This window comes from Paraburkholderia sp. CNPSo 3274, assembly GCF_024206475.1.
In the GTDB taxonomy this organism is placed as follows: Bacteria; Pseudomonadota; Gammaproteobacteria; order Burkholderiales; family Burkholderiaceae; genus Paraburkholderia.
In genome coordinates, this window is sequence record NZ_JAMBPR010000081.1 from 16,870 (window position 1) to 32,087 (window position 15,218).

General features: G+C 58.9%; 11 protein-coding genes and 7 pseudogenes. 7 read left to right on the forward strand and 11 right to left on the reverse strand.

Annotated elements, in window-relative coordinates; translation table 11 throughout:
- The first annotated feature begins 88 nt into the window (after nt 1-88).
- Together M3I54_RS36500 and M3I54_RS36505 are read left to right on the forward strand one after the other, a co-directional pair.
- Complete coding sequence (locus M3I54_RS36500) at nt 89-250, forward strand: hypothetical protein (RefSeq protein ID WP_254344565.1); 162 nt, start codon at nt 89-91, stop codon at nt 248-250.
- Entirely contained in the window at nt 237-920 is a 684-nt protein-coding gene (locus M3I54_RS36505; RefSeq protein ID WP_254344567.1) for a hypothetical protein, read from the forward strand. Before M3I54_RS36500 ends, M3I54_RS36505 begins: the two co-directional genes overlap by 14 nt.
- A gap of 191 nt (nt 921-1,111) precedes the next feature.
- On the opposite strand, the pseudogene M3I54_RS36510 reads toward M3I54_RS36505, so the two are convergent.
- Nucleotides 1,112-2,125, reverse strand: a pseudogene (locus tag M3I54_RS36510) (IS110 family transposase).
- Between the two features lie 214 nt (nt 2,126-2,339).
- On the opposite strand from M3I54_RS36510, the pseudogene M3I54_RS36515 reads away from it, so the two are divergent.
- Nucleotides 2,340-2,501: pseudogene (locus M3I54_RS36515) on the forward strand (IS6 family transposase); the annotation flags it as partial.
- Between the two features lie 536 nt (nt 2,502-3,037).
- Here the strand turns inward: M3I54_RS36515 and M3I54_RS36520 are convergent.
- The gene (locus M3I54_RS36520) at nt 3,038-3,463 is read right to left on the reverse strand and encodes a hypothetical protein (RefSeq protein ID WP_254344570.1); all 426 of its coding nucleotides are present in this window, start codon (nt 3,461-3,463) and stop codon (nt 3,038-3,040) included.
- Nucleotides 3,464-3,500: 37 nt separating this feature from the next.
- Here M3I54_RS36520 and M3I54_RS36525 point away from each other — a divergent pair, with 37 nt between their 5' ends.
- A complete protein-coding gene (locus M3I54_RS36525) occupies nt 3,501-3,722 on the forward strand; it encodes a hypothetical protein (RefSeq protein WP_254344572.1) in 222 nt (73 codons plus the stop codon).
- A gap of 56 nt (nt 3,723-3,778) precedes the next feature.
- Here the strand turns inward: M3I54_RS36525 and M3I54_RS36530 are convergent, their stop codons facing one another.
- The 6 genes and pseudogenes from M3I54_RS36530 to M3I54_RS36555 form a co-directional block, all read right to left on the reverse strand.
- Nucleotides 3,779-4,942: a S8 family serine peptidase gene (locus M3I54_RS36530; RefSeq protein ID WP_254344575.1), complete on the reverse strand. Its 1,164-nt coding sequence runs from the start codon at nt 4,940-4,942 to the stop codon at nt 3,779-3,781.
- A gap of 591 nt (nt 4,943-5,533) precedes the next feature.
- Complete coding sequence (locus M3I54_RS36535) at nt 5,534-6,187, reverse strand: hypothetical protein (RefSeq protein WP_133190997.1); 654 nt, start codon at nt 6,185-6,187, stop codon at nt 5,534-5,536.
- Nucleotides 6,188-6,398: 211 nt separating this feature from the next.
- Nucleotides 6,399-7,034, reverse strand: coding sequence for a response regulator transcription factor (locus M3I54_RS36540; protein WP_133191001.1), 636 nt, complete (start codon nt 7,032-7,034; stop codon nt 6,399-6,401).
- Nucleotides 7,035-7,220: 186 nt separating this feature from the next.
- Nucleotides 7,221-7,355, reverse strand: a pseudogene (locus M3I54_RS36545) (LuxR C-terminal-related transcriptional regulator); the annotation flags it as partial.
- A gap of 43 nt (nt 7,356-7,398) precedes the next feature.
- A complete protein-coding gene (locus M3I54_RS36550) occupies nt 7,399-7,683 on the reverse strand; it encodes a LuxR C-terminal-related transcriptional regulator (protein ID WP_309249219.1) in 285 nt (94 codons plus the stop codon).
- 362 nt (nt 7,684-8,045) lie between these two features.
- Nucleotides 8,046-8,701: pseudogene (locus M3I54_RS36555) on the reverse strand (IS6 family transposase); the annotation flags it as partial.
- A gap of 1,565 nt (nt 8,702-10,266) precedes the next feature.
- Between M3I54_RS36555 and M3I54_RS44985 the strand changes: the two are divergent.
- Complete coding sequence (locus M3I54_RS44985) at nt 10,267-10,392, forward strand: hypothetical protein (RefSeq protein ID WP_302057177.1); 126 nt, start codon at nt 10,267-10,269, stop codon at nt 10,390-10,392.
- A gap of 312 nt (nt 10,393-10,704) precedes the next feature.
- Here M3I54_RS44985 and M3I54_RS36560 read toward each other — a convergent pair whose 3' ends face one another.
- The 3 genes and pseudogenes from M3I54_RS36560 to M3I54_RS36570 all read right to left on the reverse strand — a co-directional run bounded on the left by M3I54_RS36560 (nt 10,705) and on the right by M3I54_RS36570 (nt 13,744).
- The gene (locus tag M3I54_RS36560) at nt 10,705-11,271 is read right to left on the reverse strand and encodes a hypothetical protein (RefSeq protein ID WP_254344577.1); all 567 of its coding nucleotides are present in this window, start codon (nt 11,269-11,271) and stop codon (nt 10,705-10,707) included.
- Nucleotides 11,272-11,667: 396 nt separating this feature from the next.
- Nucleotides 11,668-12,306 (reverse strand): annotated as a pseudogene (locus M3I54_RS36565) (IS6 family transposase); the annotation flags it as partial.
- Nucleotides 12,293-13,744, reverse strand: coding sequence for a hypothetical protein (locus tag M3I54_RS36570; RefSeq protein WP_254344579.1), 1,452 nt, complete (start codon nt 13,742-13,744; stop codon nt 12,293-12,295). The gene M3I54_RS36570 and the pseudogene M3I54_RS36565, both read right to left, overlap by 14 nt.
- 138 nt (nt 13,745-13,882) lie before the next feature.
- Between M3I54_RS36570 and M3I54_RS36575 the strand changes: the two are divergent.
- Together M3I54_RS36575 and M3I54_RS36580 are read left to right on the forward strand one after the other, a co-directional pair.
- Nucleotides 13,883-14,970: pseudogene (locus M3I54_RS36575) on the forward strand (IS3 family transposase); the annotation flags it as partial.
- 54 nt (nt 14,971-15,024) lie between these two features.
- Nucleotides 15,025-15,218: pseudogene (locus M3I54_RS36580) on the forward strand (IS256 family transposase); the annotation flags it as partial.

Consider the following 15,218-nt stretch of genomic DNA (forward strand, 5'->3'; position numbering starts at 1 on the left):
GCAAGGTGCCGCGAAAATTGTTAGTCAAAAATTGACCTTCAAATTCACTCACTCACGCGTAACTAACTGTTAGTACGATTCTGTTCCGATGGAATCGTTCGCACGCGCCGTCGAAATCGTGCTCAAGGACAGCGAACTCAAAGATGCACCCGGTTACTGTCCCACGGCAGCGTTGTGGGCTTACGCCGTGCAGCATTGCGGCTACGTCCAATCCCGCCATGCCACCGGACGCGTGCTTGTCACGGCGTGATGCCGCAGTGCTCAAGCCGCCACACTTTCCGATTCTGACCTTTGACGAGCGGCAACTCTCGCTCGCGTTCGGCAGCGTGATTAACCTCAAGTGGCTGATGCCCGGGGAATCCCTCCTCTCGATCCTGTGGAAATTCGCATGTGCCAATTCGCTGCCCAGCCACGTGCTCGTTCAGTTGTTGAGCCCCGAGGTTGACGCGTCTGAAGGCGTGGCGCCGGTGCGCGACGACATCGACCTCATGCGCCTGCGCTGCATCCTCCGCCTGCCCGAGCACATCTTGCGCGTCTCGTTGCTCGAAGCGGCACGCTCAGGTCGGTATCACGCGACGTTCCGGTATTGCCGACAGTGCGTAGCGCACGGTTACCACAGTGTGCTGCATCAGCTCGAGGATGAAGATCGCTGCCCGGCGCATCATCAATCGCTCGAAACGCGCTGTCCGCACTGCCGAGGCGAGACGCCTTACCTCGTCAACACCAGCGTGATCGAGGCACCGTTTCGATGCGTCTGGTGCCGTTCACACTTCAGTTATGGGCGTCTTTCGCTCCTCTCGACCACGCCTGCGATGCGCAGGCAAGACCGCATCGCCCTGACTCGCCGATTGCGTCTGCGCTTGGGCAACGGCATCGACGCAGCGGTCGCTCAAGGGCCGATCGCTGCCCCCCTTTGTTGACACCTGTACGACGCCAAGCCGGTGACAACTTTAATTCGCTTTCCGTAAACGTTTGAATTTACGGCGATTTTTCGGTCAGCCTTCGCGATGAATCCGCGAAGTGACATCTTTATTAGCGAAGTTGTGACATCTTTAATTTGGTCTACGGCAATTGCGAAAGAAATAAAGCAATACTCAATATGTGTTGCCTGTTACGCAACTCGGAAGCAGCCGTTACCTGTCAATATTGCCCATGCAATGCGCGCCGTCTTGTTCGCCAGGGCGATCGCAGCAATGCTCACGTGGCGGCGTTGCATCACAGCCTTGATCCAGCGACTGTGCCGATCGTCGCGACGGTTCACGAAGTGCATGACCGCGCGGGCGCCCTGTACAAGCAGGGTTCAGAGATAAGTGTCGCCGCGCTTGGTAATACCGCCTAACCTGGTTTTGCCTCCGCTGGATTTTTGCCTCGGCGTCAGCACCAGCCAGGCCGCAAACTGCCGGCCGTTCCTGAACTGAGACGGATCACCGACACTGCTGACGAGCGCGGTCGCGATCACGGGCCCGATTCCTGGAACGGTAGCGAGCCGCTGGCAAGCTTCATTGCTCTTGAAGATCTCCGCTATCTCGGCAGCAAGTTCGTCGAGCCATTGCTGCAGTGCCTGCAGTTGCTCAAGGTACATCGAGCCAAGCCGTCTGAGCAAAACGGTAATGGGGGAATCGGGATTGTTGACGAGCGCAACCACTCCCTTTCTCAATTGCGGAAGCCCGACCGGGAAGATCACACCCTCTTCAGCAAACATGCTCCGGATCTGATTCGATTTCGCTGTCCGCTCCTGGATGAGCCGTTGGCGCATGCGATGAACCGACTGCAGCGACTGCTGTTCAGCGCTCTTGATCGCAACGAAGTGAATGCCTGAGCGCGTCACTGCCGCGCAAATCGCCGCCGCGTCATTCGCGTCGTTCTTGCCACCGACCAGAAACGGCTTCACATATTGTGTCGGCAGCAGACGGACCGTGTGTCCCAACGCCGTTAGCTCACGGGCCCAGAAATGGGAGCCGTGACAGGCCTCGATACCAACCAGACTCGAGTCCAGTTTTGCGAAGAACTTCAACACCTCAGCTCGGCGAAGTTTCCGTTGTACTACCGTTTTTCCATGGCGATCGACGCCATGAATCTGAAACACGTTTTTCGCGATATCCAGTCCAATGGTAAGTGCAGGCATTGACGTTCTCCCGGGAATTGGTGAGGTAAGTGTCGCCCCGAAGGGGGCGGAGTCCATGCCATCAGCCTTGTCGCAGCTGATACTGCCGCTGCGGGCCCCGATGAAATCCGCTGACTCACACCTCATTGCGGGTACGAGCTCGAAGCGGCTCTGGTGCAAATAGGGCCGGCGAATGGGTTAGAGTTGTCGGAACAAAACGAACCGACGAGCCGCGATGAGCAAGCTGAAGAGTCCGGAGAAGTTGTTCGACGGACGCCATTTTGATCGGGAGATCATCATTCTGTGCGTTCGCTGGTACCTGCGCTACAAGCTCAGCTTTCGCGATCTGGTCGAGATGATGGCCGAACGGGGATTGTCGCTGGCTCACACGATTCTGCGGCTCAACCCCTATCCACCCCATTACCTGGTGGCATTCGCTTTTTCGACCATCCTCTACCCGCATCCCCGTCAGCGTTCCTTGCGGTTCGCCTGCCACGGGGGCGAAGATTCGGGCTTACCGTGTTCCACGCCAGTTACACGAACAGCTTAGGTCCCGCCTTTCTTCCGGTGACTGTCTGTCCCTGTTGCTCGCAGCGCGTATCGAGCAACCCGTCACATACCTTTTGGTCCAAGCCTGCCAGCATCTTGGGCTTGTCAAATTTAACGAAAGTTACGGCGGTTCACTTACGTTGACCATCCTGTCCAGCCTAGCGTCCCTGCCGCCTGATGCTGGCAGCAGTTGAGCTTGCCTCGCGGCCCGCTCTTCTCTTGCGAAGGACTTCATTGTCCCGAGGGCTTCGAACCCAGCCGTTACCAGCCACGCTCGCCCCGGTAGGCTATTGCTGAGGGAACAACAAGTCTCACTGTCCCTTACGGGCCGAGACCATAACTGGCGCGACCTCACGTCGCACACGTGCTTTATTTTCCGTTTTCTCAAGCGACCCCAGGAAGACCCAGCCGTCGAGCGCCGCGCCCGAAACCTATTCGCTCGCGAACGCGGCTTACGCATTCGGTGATGACGCGGCGATTCCATTTGGCAACGCATGGCGAATTTCGGACGATGTAGGCCGCCAGCAGCCGTTTTTCCAGCGGCAGTACTGGAGCGGCGGCGACTGGCGCAGGATCGACTCCGACTATCTCGGCGCCGCGACCGCGCTCGCCATCGCCCTCGACAACATGACGAACAACACGAGCCTCGTGCTCGCAATTGAGCTCGACGGCGGCGACGTGCTGCTGTTTGCCGCCGATGCGCAGGTCGGCAACTGGCTGACATGGTCCGGGTGCAACTGGAACGTCGGCGCAGGCACGGTTTCGGGAACCGATCTGCTGCGCCGGTCCATTTTCTACAAGGTCGGGCATCACGGCAGTCCCAATGCGACGCTCAAGGAGCAAAGGCGTGCAGCTGATGTCCAATCTGCGCTACGCCATGATTCCGGTCGATCACGACATGGCGGTCAAGAAAGGCTGGGGCAAGCTCCCGCTTCCGTCGCTGGTCGAGGCACTCGAAGCCGCGATTCAGGGACGCGGCAGCGTGTTGAGAACCGACCAGGACCCGGCTCCGGCGGCGGCGACCGACAACGTGAAGACGACACTGTTGTATTTCGAGGTTTCGCTTTGAGCGATGAGCGGGCGTTCGATTCGGGCCTGTGTCGCTGGCGGGTCGCCGCGTGAAACTTACTGAGGCGCCGTCGCGAGACCTGCGCCGGTATCGGTCGGGTCGAAGCCGGGGGCGAAGCCGTTCGACGTACCCGATGACAGCACTCTTGCATTGAAGATCTGCCAACCCAGCGGCGAGGACTGGATCAGCTTCTGCGCCCAGAGCGCGGCGACGCCCGCGACGTGCGGCGTGGCCATGCTGGTTCCGCTCATCGTGCGCAAGCCGCCGCCCACGGCCGCCGAGATGACGCTTACGCCCGGTCCTGATATGAGTGCACCGGTGTTCGAGAACTCCGCGACTGACAATCCAGCCGCGTCCTGGCCCAGTGCTGCAACGGAGACAATCCCTTCCGACACGGCAGGTGGCGACACCGCGATCTCGAATCGGGGATCGACCTTGCGCCGACTCTCATTGCCCGCCGCGGCGACGATCAAGGTTGCCTGAGCGCGAGCGCGCAGCGCCGAGGCGAGCCGCTCGAACAGCAACACGTTCATCCGATATCCAACCAGCGCGCGCGAGATCGCGAGTTCGGGCGGAAATCCCCGCTCCTGCAGTCCCGCCGAGTATCCGGGAAAGTCAATGCCGAGCGACATCGAAATGACATGAGCGCCGTTGTTGACCGCCCACTGCATCGCGTCGGCGATGCGCTCGCTCGAGCCGCCCTTGTCGCTCAGCACCTTGCCGATCAGCGCCTTCGCGACGCCCCGCGCGACGCCGATGCGGAACCCGTCCACATCGCGCCCAAAGATCGTACCGGCGCAATGTGTTCCGTGACCGACCGTGTCTCCGCCATTCGGGTCGTCCGTGAAGTTCTCCTGTACGAACGTCACGCCGCTGAAGGCGGGATGAGTCGCATCGATGCCGGTATCGAGCATCGCAACGACGATGCCCTCGCCGTCAAAGGGAGAGGTGTCGGCCTTGACCGCATGAACGCCCCATGCGGTGCCCGGCCCTTGCGCGGGCGCCGCGACCGGCAGCATTTCGACGGGCTGGGTCAGTCGCATCGGCATGGCGGGCGCGACCATCTGGATGTCTGCTCGTGCGCTCAACTGCGCTGCCTTGCGATAGTCGAGCTCATCGACCTCGAAAGCAGGCGCCGGCTCGGCAGCAACTTCGAACGGCGTGGCCCCGAGCCCTGCGGCGAACCCGCGGCCGCGGAGAATGATGTACTTTTCCTTCACGAGAAGCTCCTGTAAAGTTCAATTGGCCGCGGCTGATCGCCGTGACCGCGTCACAAACTCCCCGGAATCCATAACGGGGTTCTACGCCGGAATCCCAGAAAATTCCGTCATCACGACATTGAGAGCGTCAATCGGCTTGTTTGCTTGGGGCGTGACGCGCGACAAAAGCCTGCCGCATCTGTCTGGCGCTGGATTTCATCGCCGTGCAGGTACATCGGACGGGCTTTGTCCGGATGGGTACGAGTTCCCGTGCTATGGACGCGACTATGCATTTTTGACGCAAACCGGTTTGCCGAAGGCGTTCCACCGGTTCAGCAGGTTGGCGATGATTACGCCTTCGCCTTCCTGCGACGCAAGCCTTTGCCCATTCGCGACCAAACACGCTATACGAGTTTTCGCTCTTGAAGTTGAGGGAAAAATTCCCTTGATGCTCGTTGCTTCCAGGCATAGTAGCACTCCTTACCAATTGTGGACGTATTCGAATAACTGTGCGAACGTCGTCCAGACGCGATACGTCGAGCGGTCGCCGCGTCGACGGCGACCGCCTGACAAGAAGACGCATCGGTTCGACGTTAGATTTTGTCAGCCAGCTTATACCGGAGTAAAGGAAAACTTAAATTGCGAATTACTGTAGTCGAGCGTAACGTTCACAGCGGGCGTTGCGGCGGGCAGCACATATTTCGTCTGCGGCGTGACCTGGTTGTATGTGTAATTGGGCCCGGTGACTGTGTTGCCGACGGCCCAATACAGCGTGGTATTCAATTCGAATGCCGACAATACATTGCCGGCACTGACCGGAGCAATCGATTGGCATGTCAAATTTCCGTTGATATACCAGAGCGCATTCATCTCGACGGCCGGCTGGTCCGTTGCATTCTGCACGCCCGATTGCTGGGCAGTGACGTGAGGTAGCCGTGCGCTCGATCCCAAAATGGGCGTGCTCAACGTCGGTTGCAGCTGAGACCCATTGACCAGTTCGGAGACATATCCGGGCGGGATTGCAACCACATTGGTCGAATAGGTTCCGTCAGTGGCCTCCATTTGGCCGCTGACTTCCTCGCACAGGACAAATTTGCTCGTACCCCCCTTTCCCGGATGCAGCTGCTGCCATGCAGCGTAGAGCCACTGATGAGCATCGTTCGCCGGTGTGAGAAAGACCAGGATAGATCGATTTCCGAGCTTGTCGGTATTGTTCGTAACACGGAATTCAGTCGAATTCACGTTGGAAGCGAATGCATTTGCCATGGTGATTCCTTCGATAGGTTTCTGATTAATCAGGGTAGACGAAGCGGAATCAAAATTCTGTCGAAACCATATTCGTCTGGTGAATATATTCGTCCGTTCGTACGGCTGCTGCCTATCGACCAAAAGGCGGAAAATGGATTGAGAAAAGATTGAGAACCGCTCGATCGGCTTGCGGCGTTGGATTCGCCGGTGGTTATTTGACAATCGTGTCTTACGTGAATAGCCAGCGAGATGTCGACGCCCAAAAGGCCAATTGCGCACGGCGTTGAAGTTTCAGCTTCACGAGGACGTTGTGCACGTGCGTCTTGACGGTCGCAACACTGACGCCGAGTGTCCGAGCAATTTCCTTGTTGCTCAAGCCTGAGGCCACCAGCCGTACAACGTTGCACTCGCGCGCGGTTAAGGGCACCGGGGCGGCACCTTCGGTAGCGACGCGGTTCGGCACGACAAGTTCCGCTGCTGCTGGAGTGGGTGACGCGCGGACCGCATCGATTTCCTGCAATGCATAGATCAACTGCGTCAGCGACAGGATGGCTTCGACGCTGGCGGCCCCGACGCTCGCCGTATAGTCCACTTCATGCGGAGGTTTTTCCGCCCGTTTGAAAACGAGGACACGTGCGGTCGTCCCCGCGCTCAGTGTCGGCACGCGGTCCTCGTATTCGGCTAACGCAGCGTCAACAAGCACGAGATGCGGCTGCAGGTTCGTCGTGGCCGCCGCGCCTTGAGCAGTGCTGGTACTCCATCCCGCCAGCTGGATCTGCGGCACCGTGGCAAGGACTGCCGCCAGCATCTGGTTCGGCCAGCATGGGGGAGCGATCAAGAGTACCCGCGTCGTCGATGGAGGCATGTTCACTGGGCGTTCCTATTGGGTAGCGGCTACGCAAATTGGTTCGGTATCCATTGGTTGTCCCCCCATCCTGTTCCCCGCGTTATGCCGGTAAGCTCAATGCGTCCGGTTTGTTCTGGCTATCGTGCTTATATTGGCCGAGGTCTTCAATACTCCCGATGTCGTATCGGGTAAGACGCACGCTGTTCAGACATCGCCAAAACCCGGGTTGGATAGCCGTGAGACGAGTTCGGCCGTGCTGCGCAAGTCCAGCTTCCGCAGAACATTCTCGCGGTGCTTGCGCACAGTGAGGTCAGTGATGCCGAGCAGGCGTCCAATCTCTTTACTGGTTCGCCCTTCAACGACGAGCGCTGTTACTTCATGTTCACGTGCCGATAGGGAGCAGTCTTTTTTCGAGTAAGGTGGGTGGCATTAACCATCCCTGTCGCCGTGCATGAGTGACGAGTTCGGCAACATTGCGTAAGCAGAGCCTAGTGAGCATGTTGCTTCGGTGCTTGCGTACGGTGAACTCGCTGATCGACAGTTCCCGAGCAATGCTCCGGCATGAGAGACCGCGGCCGAGGGCGCCGAGAATCTGGTTTTGTCGAGCAGTGAACGGCGGCAATCCGCAGGTCACCCCGTTGTGTGCCCGCACGACGAGGTCGGTCACAGCAGGATAGGCGCGAAGCTGGGCCCACGAGTTCGGGCGAGCATGGCGACGTAACCGACAGGTGCGATAGGCTCTGGCTTCAACGCGTAGCGCGCAAGCTGCCGATTAGGGTTGCAGTCCTGCCGGGTGAGCCAATAGTCAGCACCGCGTCGCGTGCCACATCGAATGACCACGTGACCGCCGGCGTCTGGCCGGGCCGCGCGGAGTGTTGGTACCAATGGGTGCCGATGTCGTTCAGTTGTGCGGGCTCGTCGGTAATATGTCCATCGTTGGCAATTTCCGCGTCGGCTGGCGGGGTGGCGTTGGCCGGGCATTGTCAACTCAGCGAAATGAGACGAGTTGATGGCCTGCAGGCCGGGTAATCAGAAAGCGAAGGACGGATTTTGGGTGGCATCGGTGAATTCGCGCCAAGCCACAAATCGTGCGGCAAGCTGTTTGCGATAAAGCGAAGCACGCACCAGATGTCGCTTGAGCGGGAAATGTTGGCGGATTGGCCCGAAGCAAGAAAGGAATTTCTGCGTTTCGGCTCACGAAAGCCGCGCATGCGCCGCTCGCGTTCACGCGTGGGTTGATGGCTATTCTCGGCGCGGTTGTTCACCCGGGCCGCCGCTTTAACGAACACATGCTTCACGCTCGCCAGCTCCGGGATTTCGGCTTTGGCCGCCGGGTAGCTGCGCAACTGGTCGGTAACGATCTTGCGGGGTACCGGGTTTGAGCGCAGCACCCGCTTGAAAAAGCGCTTGGCCGCGGCCGTGTCGCGCCGCTTCTGCACCAGGATGTCGAGTTCGGCGCCATGCTCGTGCACCGCTCGCCATAGCAGATACGGTTCACCGCGCAGCGTGACGTACATCTCGTCAAGGTGCCAGGTTGAACCGGGCTTGCGCCGCGCGGCTTTCACCCGGTGCGCCACGCTCTTGCCGAATTTGTCTCATCAGCATCGGATCGTCTCGTAGCTCACGATCACCCCGCGCTCAAAGAGCAACTCCTCGATATCGCGCAAGCTCAACTGAAAGCGGAAATTATCGATGACGTCATCACGAATGGGCACGTAGAGGGAGTCGATGAGCTTTGGCCATTTCCAATGTTGCCCGCACCGGGCCGAAATCCTCGGAACTGGGGTGTGATTATGAATGCATCGACATGACTCCCTCCGCAGTGTGATCAAGAGCAGTCGCCTTTGGCCGGCAGAATTGAACCATACTTGTCTCGGCGGTCCAAGTGCAATTGGCGGCCGAGCGCCATCCACCATTTCCTCCTCGCGAAGTCTCGACATCTGCCAACGCATTCAGGTTTGCGATGTCAAGTGCGTTATTGAAGACTCCTGCGTGGCACGATGCCGTACGCGGATAGTCGCCGCTTGCGCGTACTGCCTCAGCGGCGCTTTCGCTTCGTGCATCGCGCCTTCGACAGCCGCAATCTTGTCTCGCAGGCGAGGGGGTAGTGAAACGGGCGGACGCGAGGAAGTTCCAACAATCGACGACATTTCCAGTCCCCGGTGCCCAAGCACTGGACCGAGCGTCGCCAGCGCTTTTGTGTGACTCATGCCCAATTGTCGCGTCAACGCCGGCACCGCAGTTCGCGCCTCGGCTGCTTCCAATGACGCGGCAACCAAGTTGCGTCCGTGTGACGCAGCGCCTGTCGTTCTCCAGCTTGGCCGGCCACACACCAACCGCGCTAGTGGGAGAAGTATGGTGCTGCACGATGGTTGCGGTGGGTCGGAGGCAACGGGAGCGCTAAGGACATCGCCAGCGGGCGCAGAACTGATGCTACATCTAGCGCCTCCGTACGGGATCCTGCATCGATTTTCGGCATGGCTACATATTCCTCACGGAATGCCCTATTGCTGCACGATACAGGGTGCGTGTGTCAAGGAGGACGAAATGAAGACGCTCCTTGCTGAAGATCAAGGGCTGCGGTGCCAATAGCGCGTGGGCAAATCGGTTAAGGTGTTGGGCTGAACGAATTGAGAACCGATGATGAGCAGGCTGAAGAGCCTGGACGAACTGACTCGCTTCAGGTTTTCTGAGGACTGTCCAAACCTTTTGAGGCGGCTTCGGGTCATTTCGACGAGCATCTTGTCGCCCCTTTCTTCAGACCGCCCCAAGTACAACCACCTCGCCGCGAACATGGTGATCCTGTACAAAGTGCGCATGGACGAACTGCCGGAGGACGTGTGCCGGCTAGCTGGGTGGGGACTGTTAAAAGGCGTGGGGTTCCGCTTCTCTTCCGCCTGCAGTATGAACTCGAGGACGCGGGTTTTGGCTGCCCACGGGGATCGGGAATCACTTTCGTTCTCAGTTATTGCGGGGCACAGGGTTAGCCGGCGTCGCGTCCAAAGAGACGTTAAACTGCGAACGCCTGCCGATCCAACATTGAGGCCATTGAGGCCGCATCATGCGAATTTTATTTCACGACATCGTCCGGGCAGGCGAGAGCCCGGAGGAAAGCGCGCTGCGCAAGACTGCGTTCAGCGTCGACAGAACGCCCGGTGCAGATGACCTCAGGCCCGATCGCGATCAGGTCTGAATGTACCGCGGAAGTCGCACTGGAAGACCCAGCCGCGCTTAGCTGAAGACCCACCCTATGAAGGTGTTCTTCCTTCATGGCCCGAAGGACATCCGGGGTGTACGTCACCTCATCCCGATCAATGAGGATGCTGTGATTGCTGCACAGCCAGATACCATTGCTAATATGCCGCCGCTCATCTGAGGTCATCTCTTTCAGGTATCGCCGGCTCCCTGGCCCCTCGGCGGCGCCATGAATATGTGCGGCCACGCCTATGCTTGCGACCCCCATGTCCGATTCATCGCTAGTGGCCCGATGTTGGACAATCGCATCCTCGAAACGAGCACCGATAGTTCGCCCGAGCAGCGAGTGCGTTCCTTGTCTTTGAATCGAAGTCGTCGCGCATCTTATAGGCCGTAGGGTCAGGTTTCCAGTCAGGCTATTTCCGGAGTTGTGGCGGTCATTCGCCCTTTCGCTTCTTCAAGCTGCATCATCTGTGTTGCTGAATTTTACCGGTCATTTCGAAGGCTCGTCGAACGCCCGAGCCAAGATGTCAAACTTCGCAGCAAGCCCATCTTCACTGTGCGCAGTACTCGGTGAATTGCCTCTCCCGTACGCCTTCGCGAAGGTGCGGTATCCCACCACCGGAGCCACCGCTTGATGGAGCCGTACAGCCAACGGCTCAACTATCGACCACAGCGGAAATCGCTTCATTCCAGTTCGAATATAGCGAAGGCCGTGCAGCTCATTCAATCTGACGAGCATCTGCATTGCGTTCAAATCGTCTGATGTCTCTTTAAAGATCTGGAGCAGGCCCAGTTCCTTCGCCTTGCGATAGCATGCATGCACATCATGACCGTACTTCTTAGATCCCAGTTCGCGTACAGTCACACCAGAATGGCGGAGATAGGCCTTGAGCGTGAGTTCGACGCCGTGATGCACGAGAAAGTAGGCGGGTATCGGCGAAATTTGACTACCAGGATGCTTCTCCGCATGGGCTTGGTCGACAACCGAAGCCGCCTCAATGTACTCATAGGCATATCGAGCCAGGCCAATCGAAGTTGTGCGATCGTCGTCGTCCATGTCGGTGTTTTCCAGCGCCGGCCGGGCCAGCGAACTTTCCGTTGTCTAGTCTTGTAGGGTCGAGAACTGGCGCGCGCACGTTAGACTCCGGTGGCAGTTCCACTGCTTTCGCAGTGGGCCTCAGTCCGGCTGCCGTGGCCGCGTTTCCAGCTCCCGCCTCATCGAACGCAGCGGGCCGCTCGGTGAGATAGATATTGCTGAGTAGCGGCGAAATCCCCCCGCCTTGCGGAACGCCTTGTTTGCCCGATGCCGTCAGCATCAGTTTCAGCAGATGCATGACATCCCGATCATTGATCCGCCGCGCCACCTTGTCGAGCAGCAGATGATGCCGCACTGTGTCAGGATCTGGTGCAAATAGATGGCGTGTGCGCGATATCGCTAATAGATATGGATACCTTATCGGTTGAAAAGGACAGCATCCCAGACAGAGAAAGCAGTGATGTCTTCAAGCGCGAGAGCGGATAGGTCGAACTGTCCCTTGCGAATGCGATGCATCAACTCGATGCCTGAAATCGTGGTCGCGGCACTTCTGAACCGTTTGAAACCGAGCATTACGTTCGTTCTGGACTTGATGTTTCGATGGTCCTGTTCGATCAGGTTGTTGAGGTACTTCGAGGAGCGCACCTTCGTGTCCTCGGGAAGCAGGCCATCTATTTTCATCTCACGCACGGCCCGATGCGACGCGGCATACCCATCGAGTGTGACCGTCTTCGGTGGCCGGCCCTGATGCCTGGTTGCCTTGCTGAAAAAGGCCTTCGCTGCAGCCACATCGCGCTTTGCCCTGAGTACGAAGTCTACCGTCTGGCGGCTTCTATCCACCGCCCGATACAGATAAGCCCACTTTCCCCGGATCTTGAGATACGTCTCGTCAACCCGCCAGGACCGTCCCGCAGGCGCTGCGAAGTGGTTCCAGCGCTTGACGAACTCGGGGGTATAGCGCCGAACCCAACGCAGGATCGTCGTGTGAGCAAGCGACAACCCTCGCTCAGCCATCATCTCGACGAGATCGCGCAGGCTGAGTTTATAGCGCAGATATCCCTGTGAGAAACATCACCACCTCGCGCATGTCATCCATCACCATGCATTGCAGCTCATTGCCGTACATGCCGCGCCACGGTAATTGTGTGCCCGCTTGCATGGCGCGCAGAACGGCACTCCGCGCTGCATCCGTTGTCGGCAGCTCGAACTGACGCTTCAGCAGACCCAGCGCTTTAGTCCTGATCGCCCGGAGAAGTTCGGACGCGGCCACCGCGCCATGCTGCAGGGTCACGGCGGACGAACTTGCTGTCATTCCCTCGACCTGCGTGCCGAGGATTTCCTTGAGCATCGCCATCAAAAGCGGCGCCAGGGCGGTGCGCCGCTCCTCGTCCAGCATTTCCATGCGCTCGAGGAGCATGGTCTGCACAACGGGGCCGTGTTGACGCCAGATCGCGAGTTCATGCCGGGCGAGTCGCTTGCCCAGTGCGATCAACCGCCTGTCCTCGTCGCTGGATGGTGCCTGGCAGTAGAGTCGGCACAGCGCGTCGAACGTCACATCCACGCCGAGGTAACGGTAACTCGTCAGGATATCGACGACTGCCCGGACGATATCGCCCGATGTCTTGCCCTCCAGAATTCCGAAGGGCGTCTCGATCGACACGGGCCCTGTTTCGCGTGCACGGTCCACAGCCGCGAGCAGACGCTCGACGACTTCCGGGTAGAAGCTCTGCAGATCGTCATGCAGCGGTAAGACGCGCTCTGCGAAAGATGCGATCGCATCGGCGCGCGCGTTGTTGTCGGCCGCCTCGACGATTACCTCGAGTGCATTGCCGTCGAAAAGCGCCTTCCCTTCGATGAGTCGCTGGAAATCGCTCGCGATCTTCTGAAATTCAAAGCCGGCCGGAACAAGATACCGTTTGGCGACTTTCCCCAAGCGTGACTTGATGTCGTTGAATGCCCTGCCACCGAAGCGGGCGAGCTCAGGCGCCTTGTAGATCGTGTCGTGCGCCATCTCTGCCCACGCGTGATGAAGAATCGTCTGGATCTGGATCTCGCAACGCATTCCTGCAAAATGTGCGTATTCCGGCAACGCGAGACGTTCGGTCTTCAGACTCACGACATAGTGATTGGACGTATATAGTTCTGCAGCGTCGTCCACTTCACGTCGCGGGTGGTGGATCCTGACCTCCAGTACCTCAAAGTTCCCGTCAACAATGCCAGACTGGATGAAGCGGTTGACGTCACTGTCCGTATAAAAGATGACGCGGCAGCCTGCAAGGTCCTTGATCTGTGCCTCGAGTGCCTCCGTCCCCTGCTTCCCCCTCTTTTCCAGCTTTACACGCAGGGAAGCCAGCTCCTTCGCGCGGGCTTTCACCTGCTGCAGTCGAAGCACGTTACGATCGGCGTTGATTGCGGCTGTCAGTATGGCGGCAACGGTTGATGCGAACGCGGCGTAGGCGCCCTGACCATGCCGTTCGTAGTCTTCGAGATTCATCTGCCTGCTCCGCGCGTGGCACTGTATCCGGCATCCCGGGTTGATCAGGGATGATACTTCGCCACCCCGCTGACCTTGCCCTCGAAAAACGTATCCCTTGCTGAGAGTGTGTAAAACTCTGTGAAGGAGGAAGAAACGATGGGTAACCCGAGGGCGCGTTACACGCTGGAATTCAAGATGGAGGCCGTGCGCATGGTGCGCAACGGCCAGAGCCAGTCGGCGACGGCGAAGATTCTGGGCATCAGTACGCAGTCGCTGAACAGCTGGATCAAGGCCGACGATGCCGGCAAGCTTAACGGAGCGGGCAAACAGGTTACGCCCGAACAGATGGAAATAGCCCGGCTGCGTGCTGAACTGGCCCGCGTGAAGATGGAGCGCGATATCCTGGGAAAAGCGACGGCGTACTTCGCGAAGGAGTCGGTGTGAAGTACGCGTGGATCGAACGACACAGCCGCCAATGGCCGGTTTCCGTAGCCTGCCAGGCGCTGGGCGTGAGCCCAAGCGGCTATCACCGTCGCAAGGCTCTCGATGTCGATCCCGAGCGGCCGCGCCGATACGTCAGCAACGACGCACTGCTGGTCCACATCCGTGCCGTGTACGCCGAAGCCAAAGGCGAATACGGCTGGCCGCGCGTCTGGAAGAAACTGCTGGCTCAAGGCATCCGTGTGAGCAAGGACCGGGTTCAACGGCTCATGAAACTGCATGGCATCAAGGCGCGCACCAAGCGCCGGTTCAAGGCCACGACCGACAGCAGGCACAACCTGCCGGTCGCACCGAACCTGCTGCAGCGTGAGTTCTCGCCGGACAGGCCCGATCGGGTCTGGACGACAGACATCACGTACCTCTGGACCGACGAAGGCTGGCTGTACCTGACCGTCATCCTGGACCTGTTTAGCCGTCAGGTCGTGGGCTGGTCGCTCAAGCCGCACATGCGCACGGAGCTGGTTTCTGATGCGTTGCGTATGGCGTGGTTCCGCCGTCGCCCCGAGGCCGGCCTGATCCTGCACAGCGATCGTGGGAGTCAATATTGCAGCGCCGAGTTCCAGGCACTGCTCAAGAGTTACGGCATGCAAAGCTCGATGAGCCGCAAGGGAAATTGTTGGGACAATGCGCCGACCGAGAGCCTGTGGGGCTCGCTCAAGCGAGCCCGCATCCTTGGTCAACGCTTTGCGACGCGCCGCGAAGCGATGGACGAGGTAATTGATTGGTTGAGCTTCTACAATCATGGGTCTGTCATAGATTTTGTGTTCAAGGCATAACATGTAGCTCAAGGAGCATGTATGCCACGCAAACCCAAGACAACTACCGAAGCGCAGACAGCGTTACCGTCCATTCCGAAGGAGCTGATCGACCAGTTCGTGAAGGGACCCATGACCGCCGAAGCGGTGCACGCCGCTTCAGCCGCGTTCAAGAAGGCGCTGATCGAGCGGGCGCTGGGTGCCGAACTTGGACACCATCTGGGTTATCCGGCGGG

Coding starts and splice junctions, on each gene's coding strand:
- M3I54_RS36570 (WP_254344579.1), bottom strand. CDS start 13,744: ATGAATCTCGAAGACTACGAACGGCATGGTCAGGGCGCCTACGCCGCG.
- M3I54_RS36500 (WP_254344565.1), top strand. CDS start 89: ATGGAATCGTTCGCACGCGCCGTCGAAATCGTGCTCAAGGACAGCGAA.
- M3I54_RS36535 (WP_133190997.1), bottom strand. CDS start 6,187: ATGGCAAATGCATTCGCTTCCAACGTGAATTCGACTGAATTCCGTGTT.
- M3I54_RS36520 (WP_254344570.1), bottom strand. CDS start 3,463: ATGCCCGACCTTGTAGAAAATGGACCGGCGCAGCAGATCGGTTCCCGA.
- M3I54_RS36560 (WP_254344577.1), bottom strand. CDS start 11,271: ATGGACGACGACGATCGCACAACTTCGATTGGCCTGGCTCGATATGCC.
- M3I54_RS44985 (WP_302057177.1), top strand. CDS start 10,267: ATGAAGGTGTTCTTCCTTCATGGCCCGAAGGACATCCGGGGTGTACGT.
- M3I54_RS36540 (WP_133191001.1), bottom strand. CDS start 7,034: ATGCCTCCATCGACGACGCGGGTACTCTTGATCGCTCCCCCATGCTGG.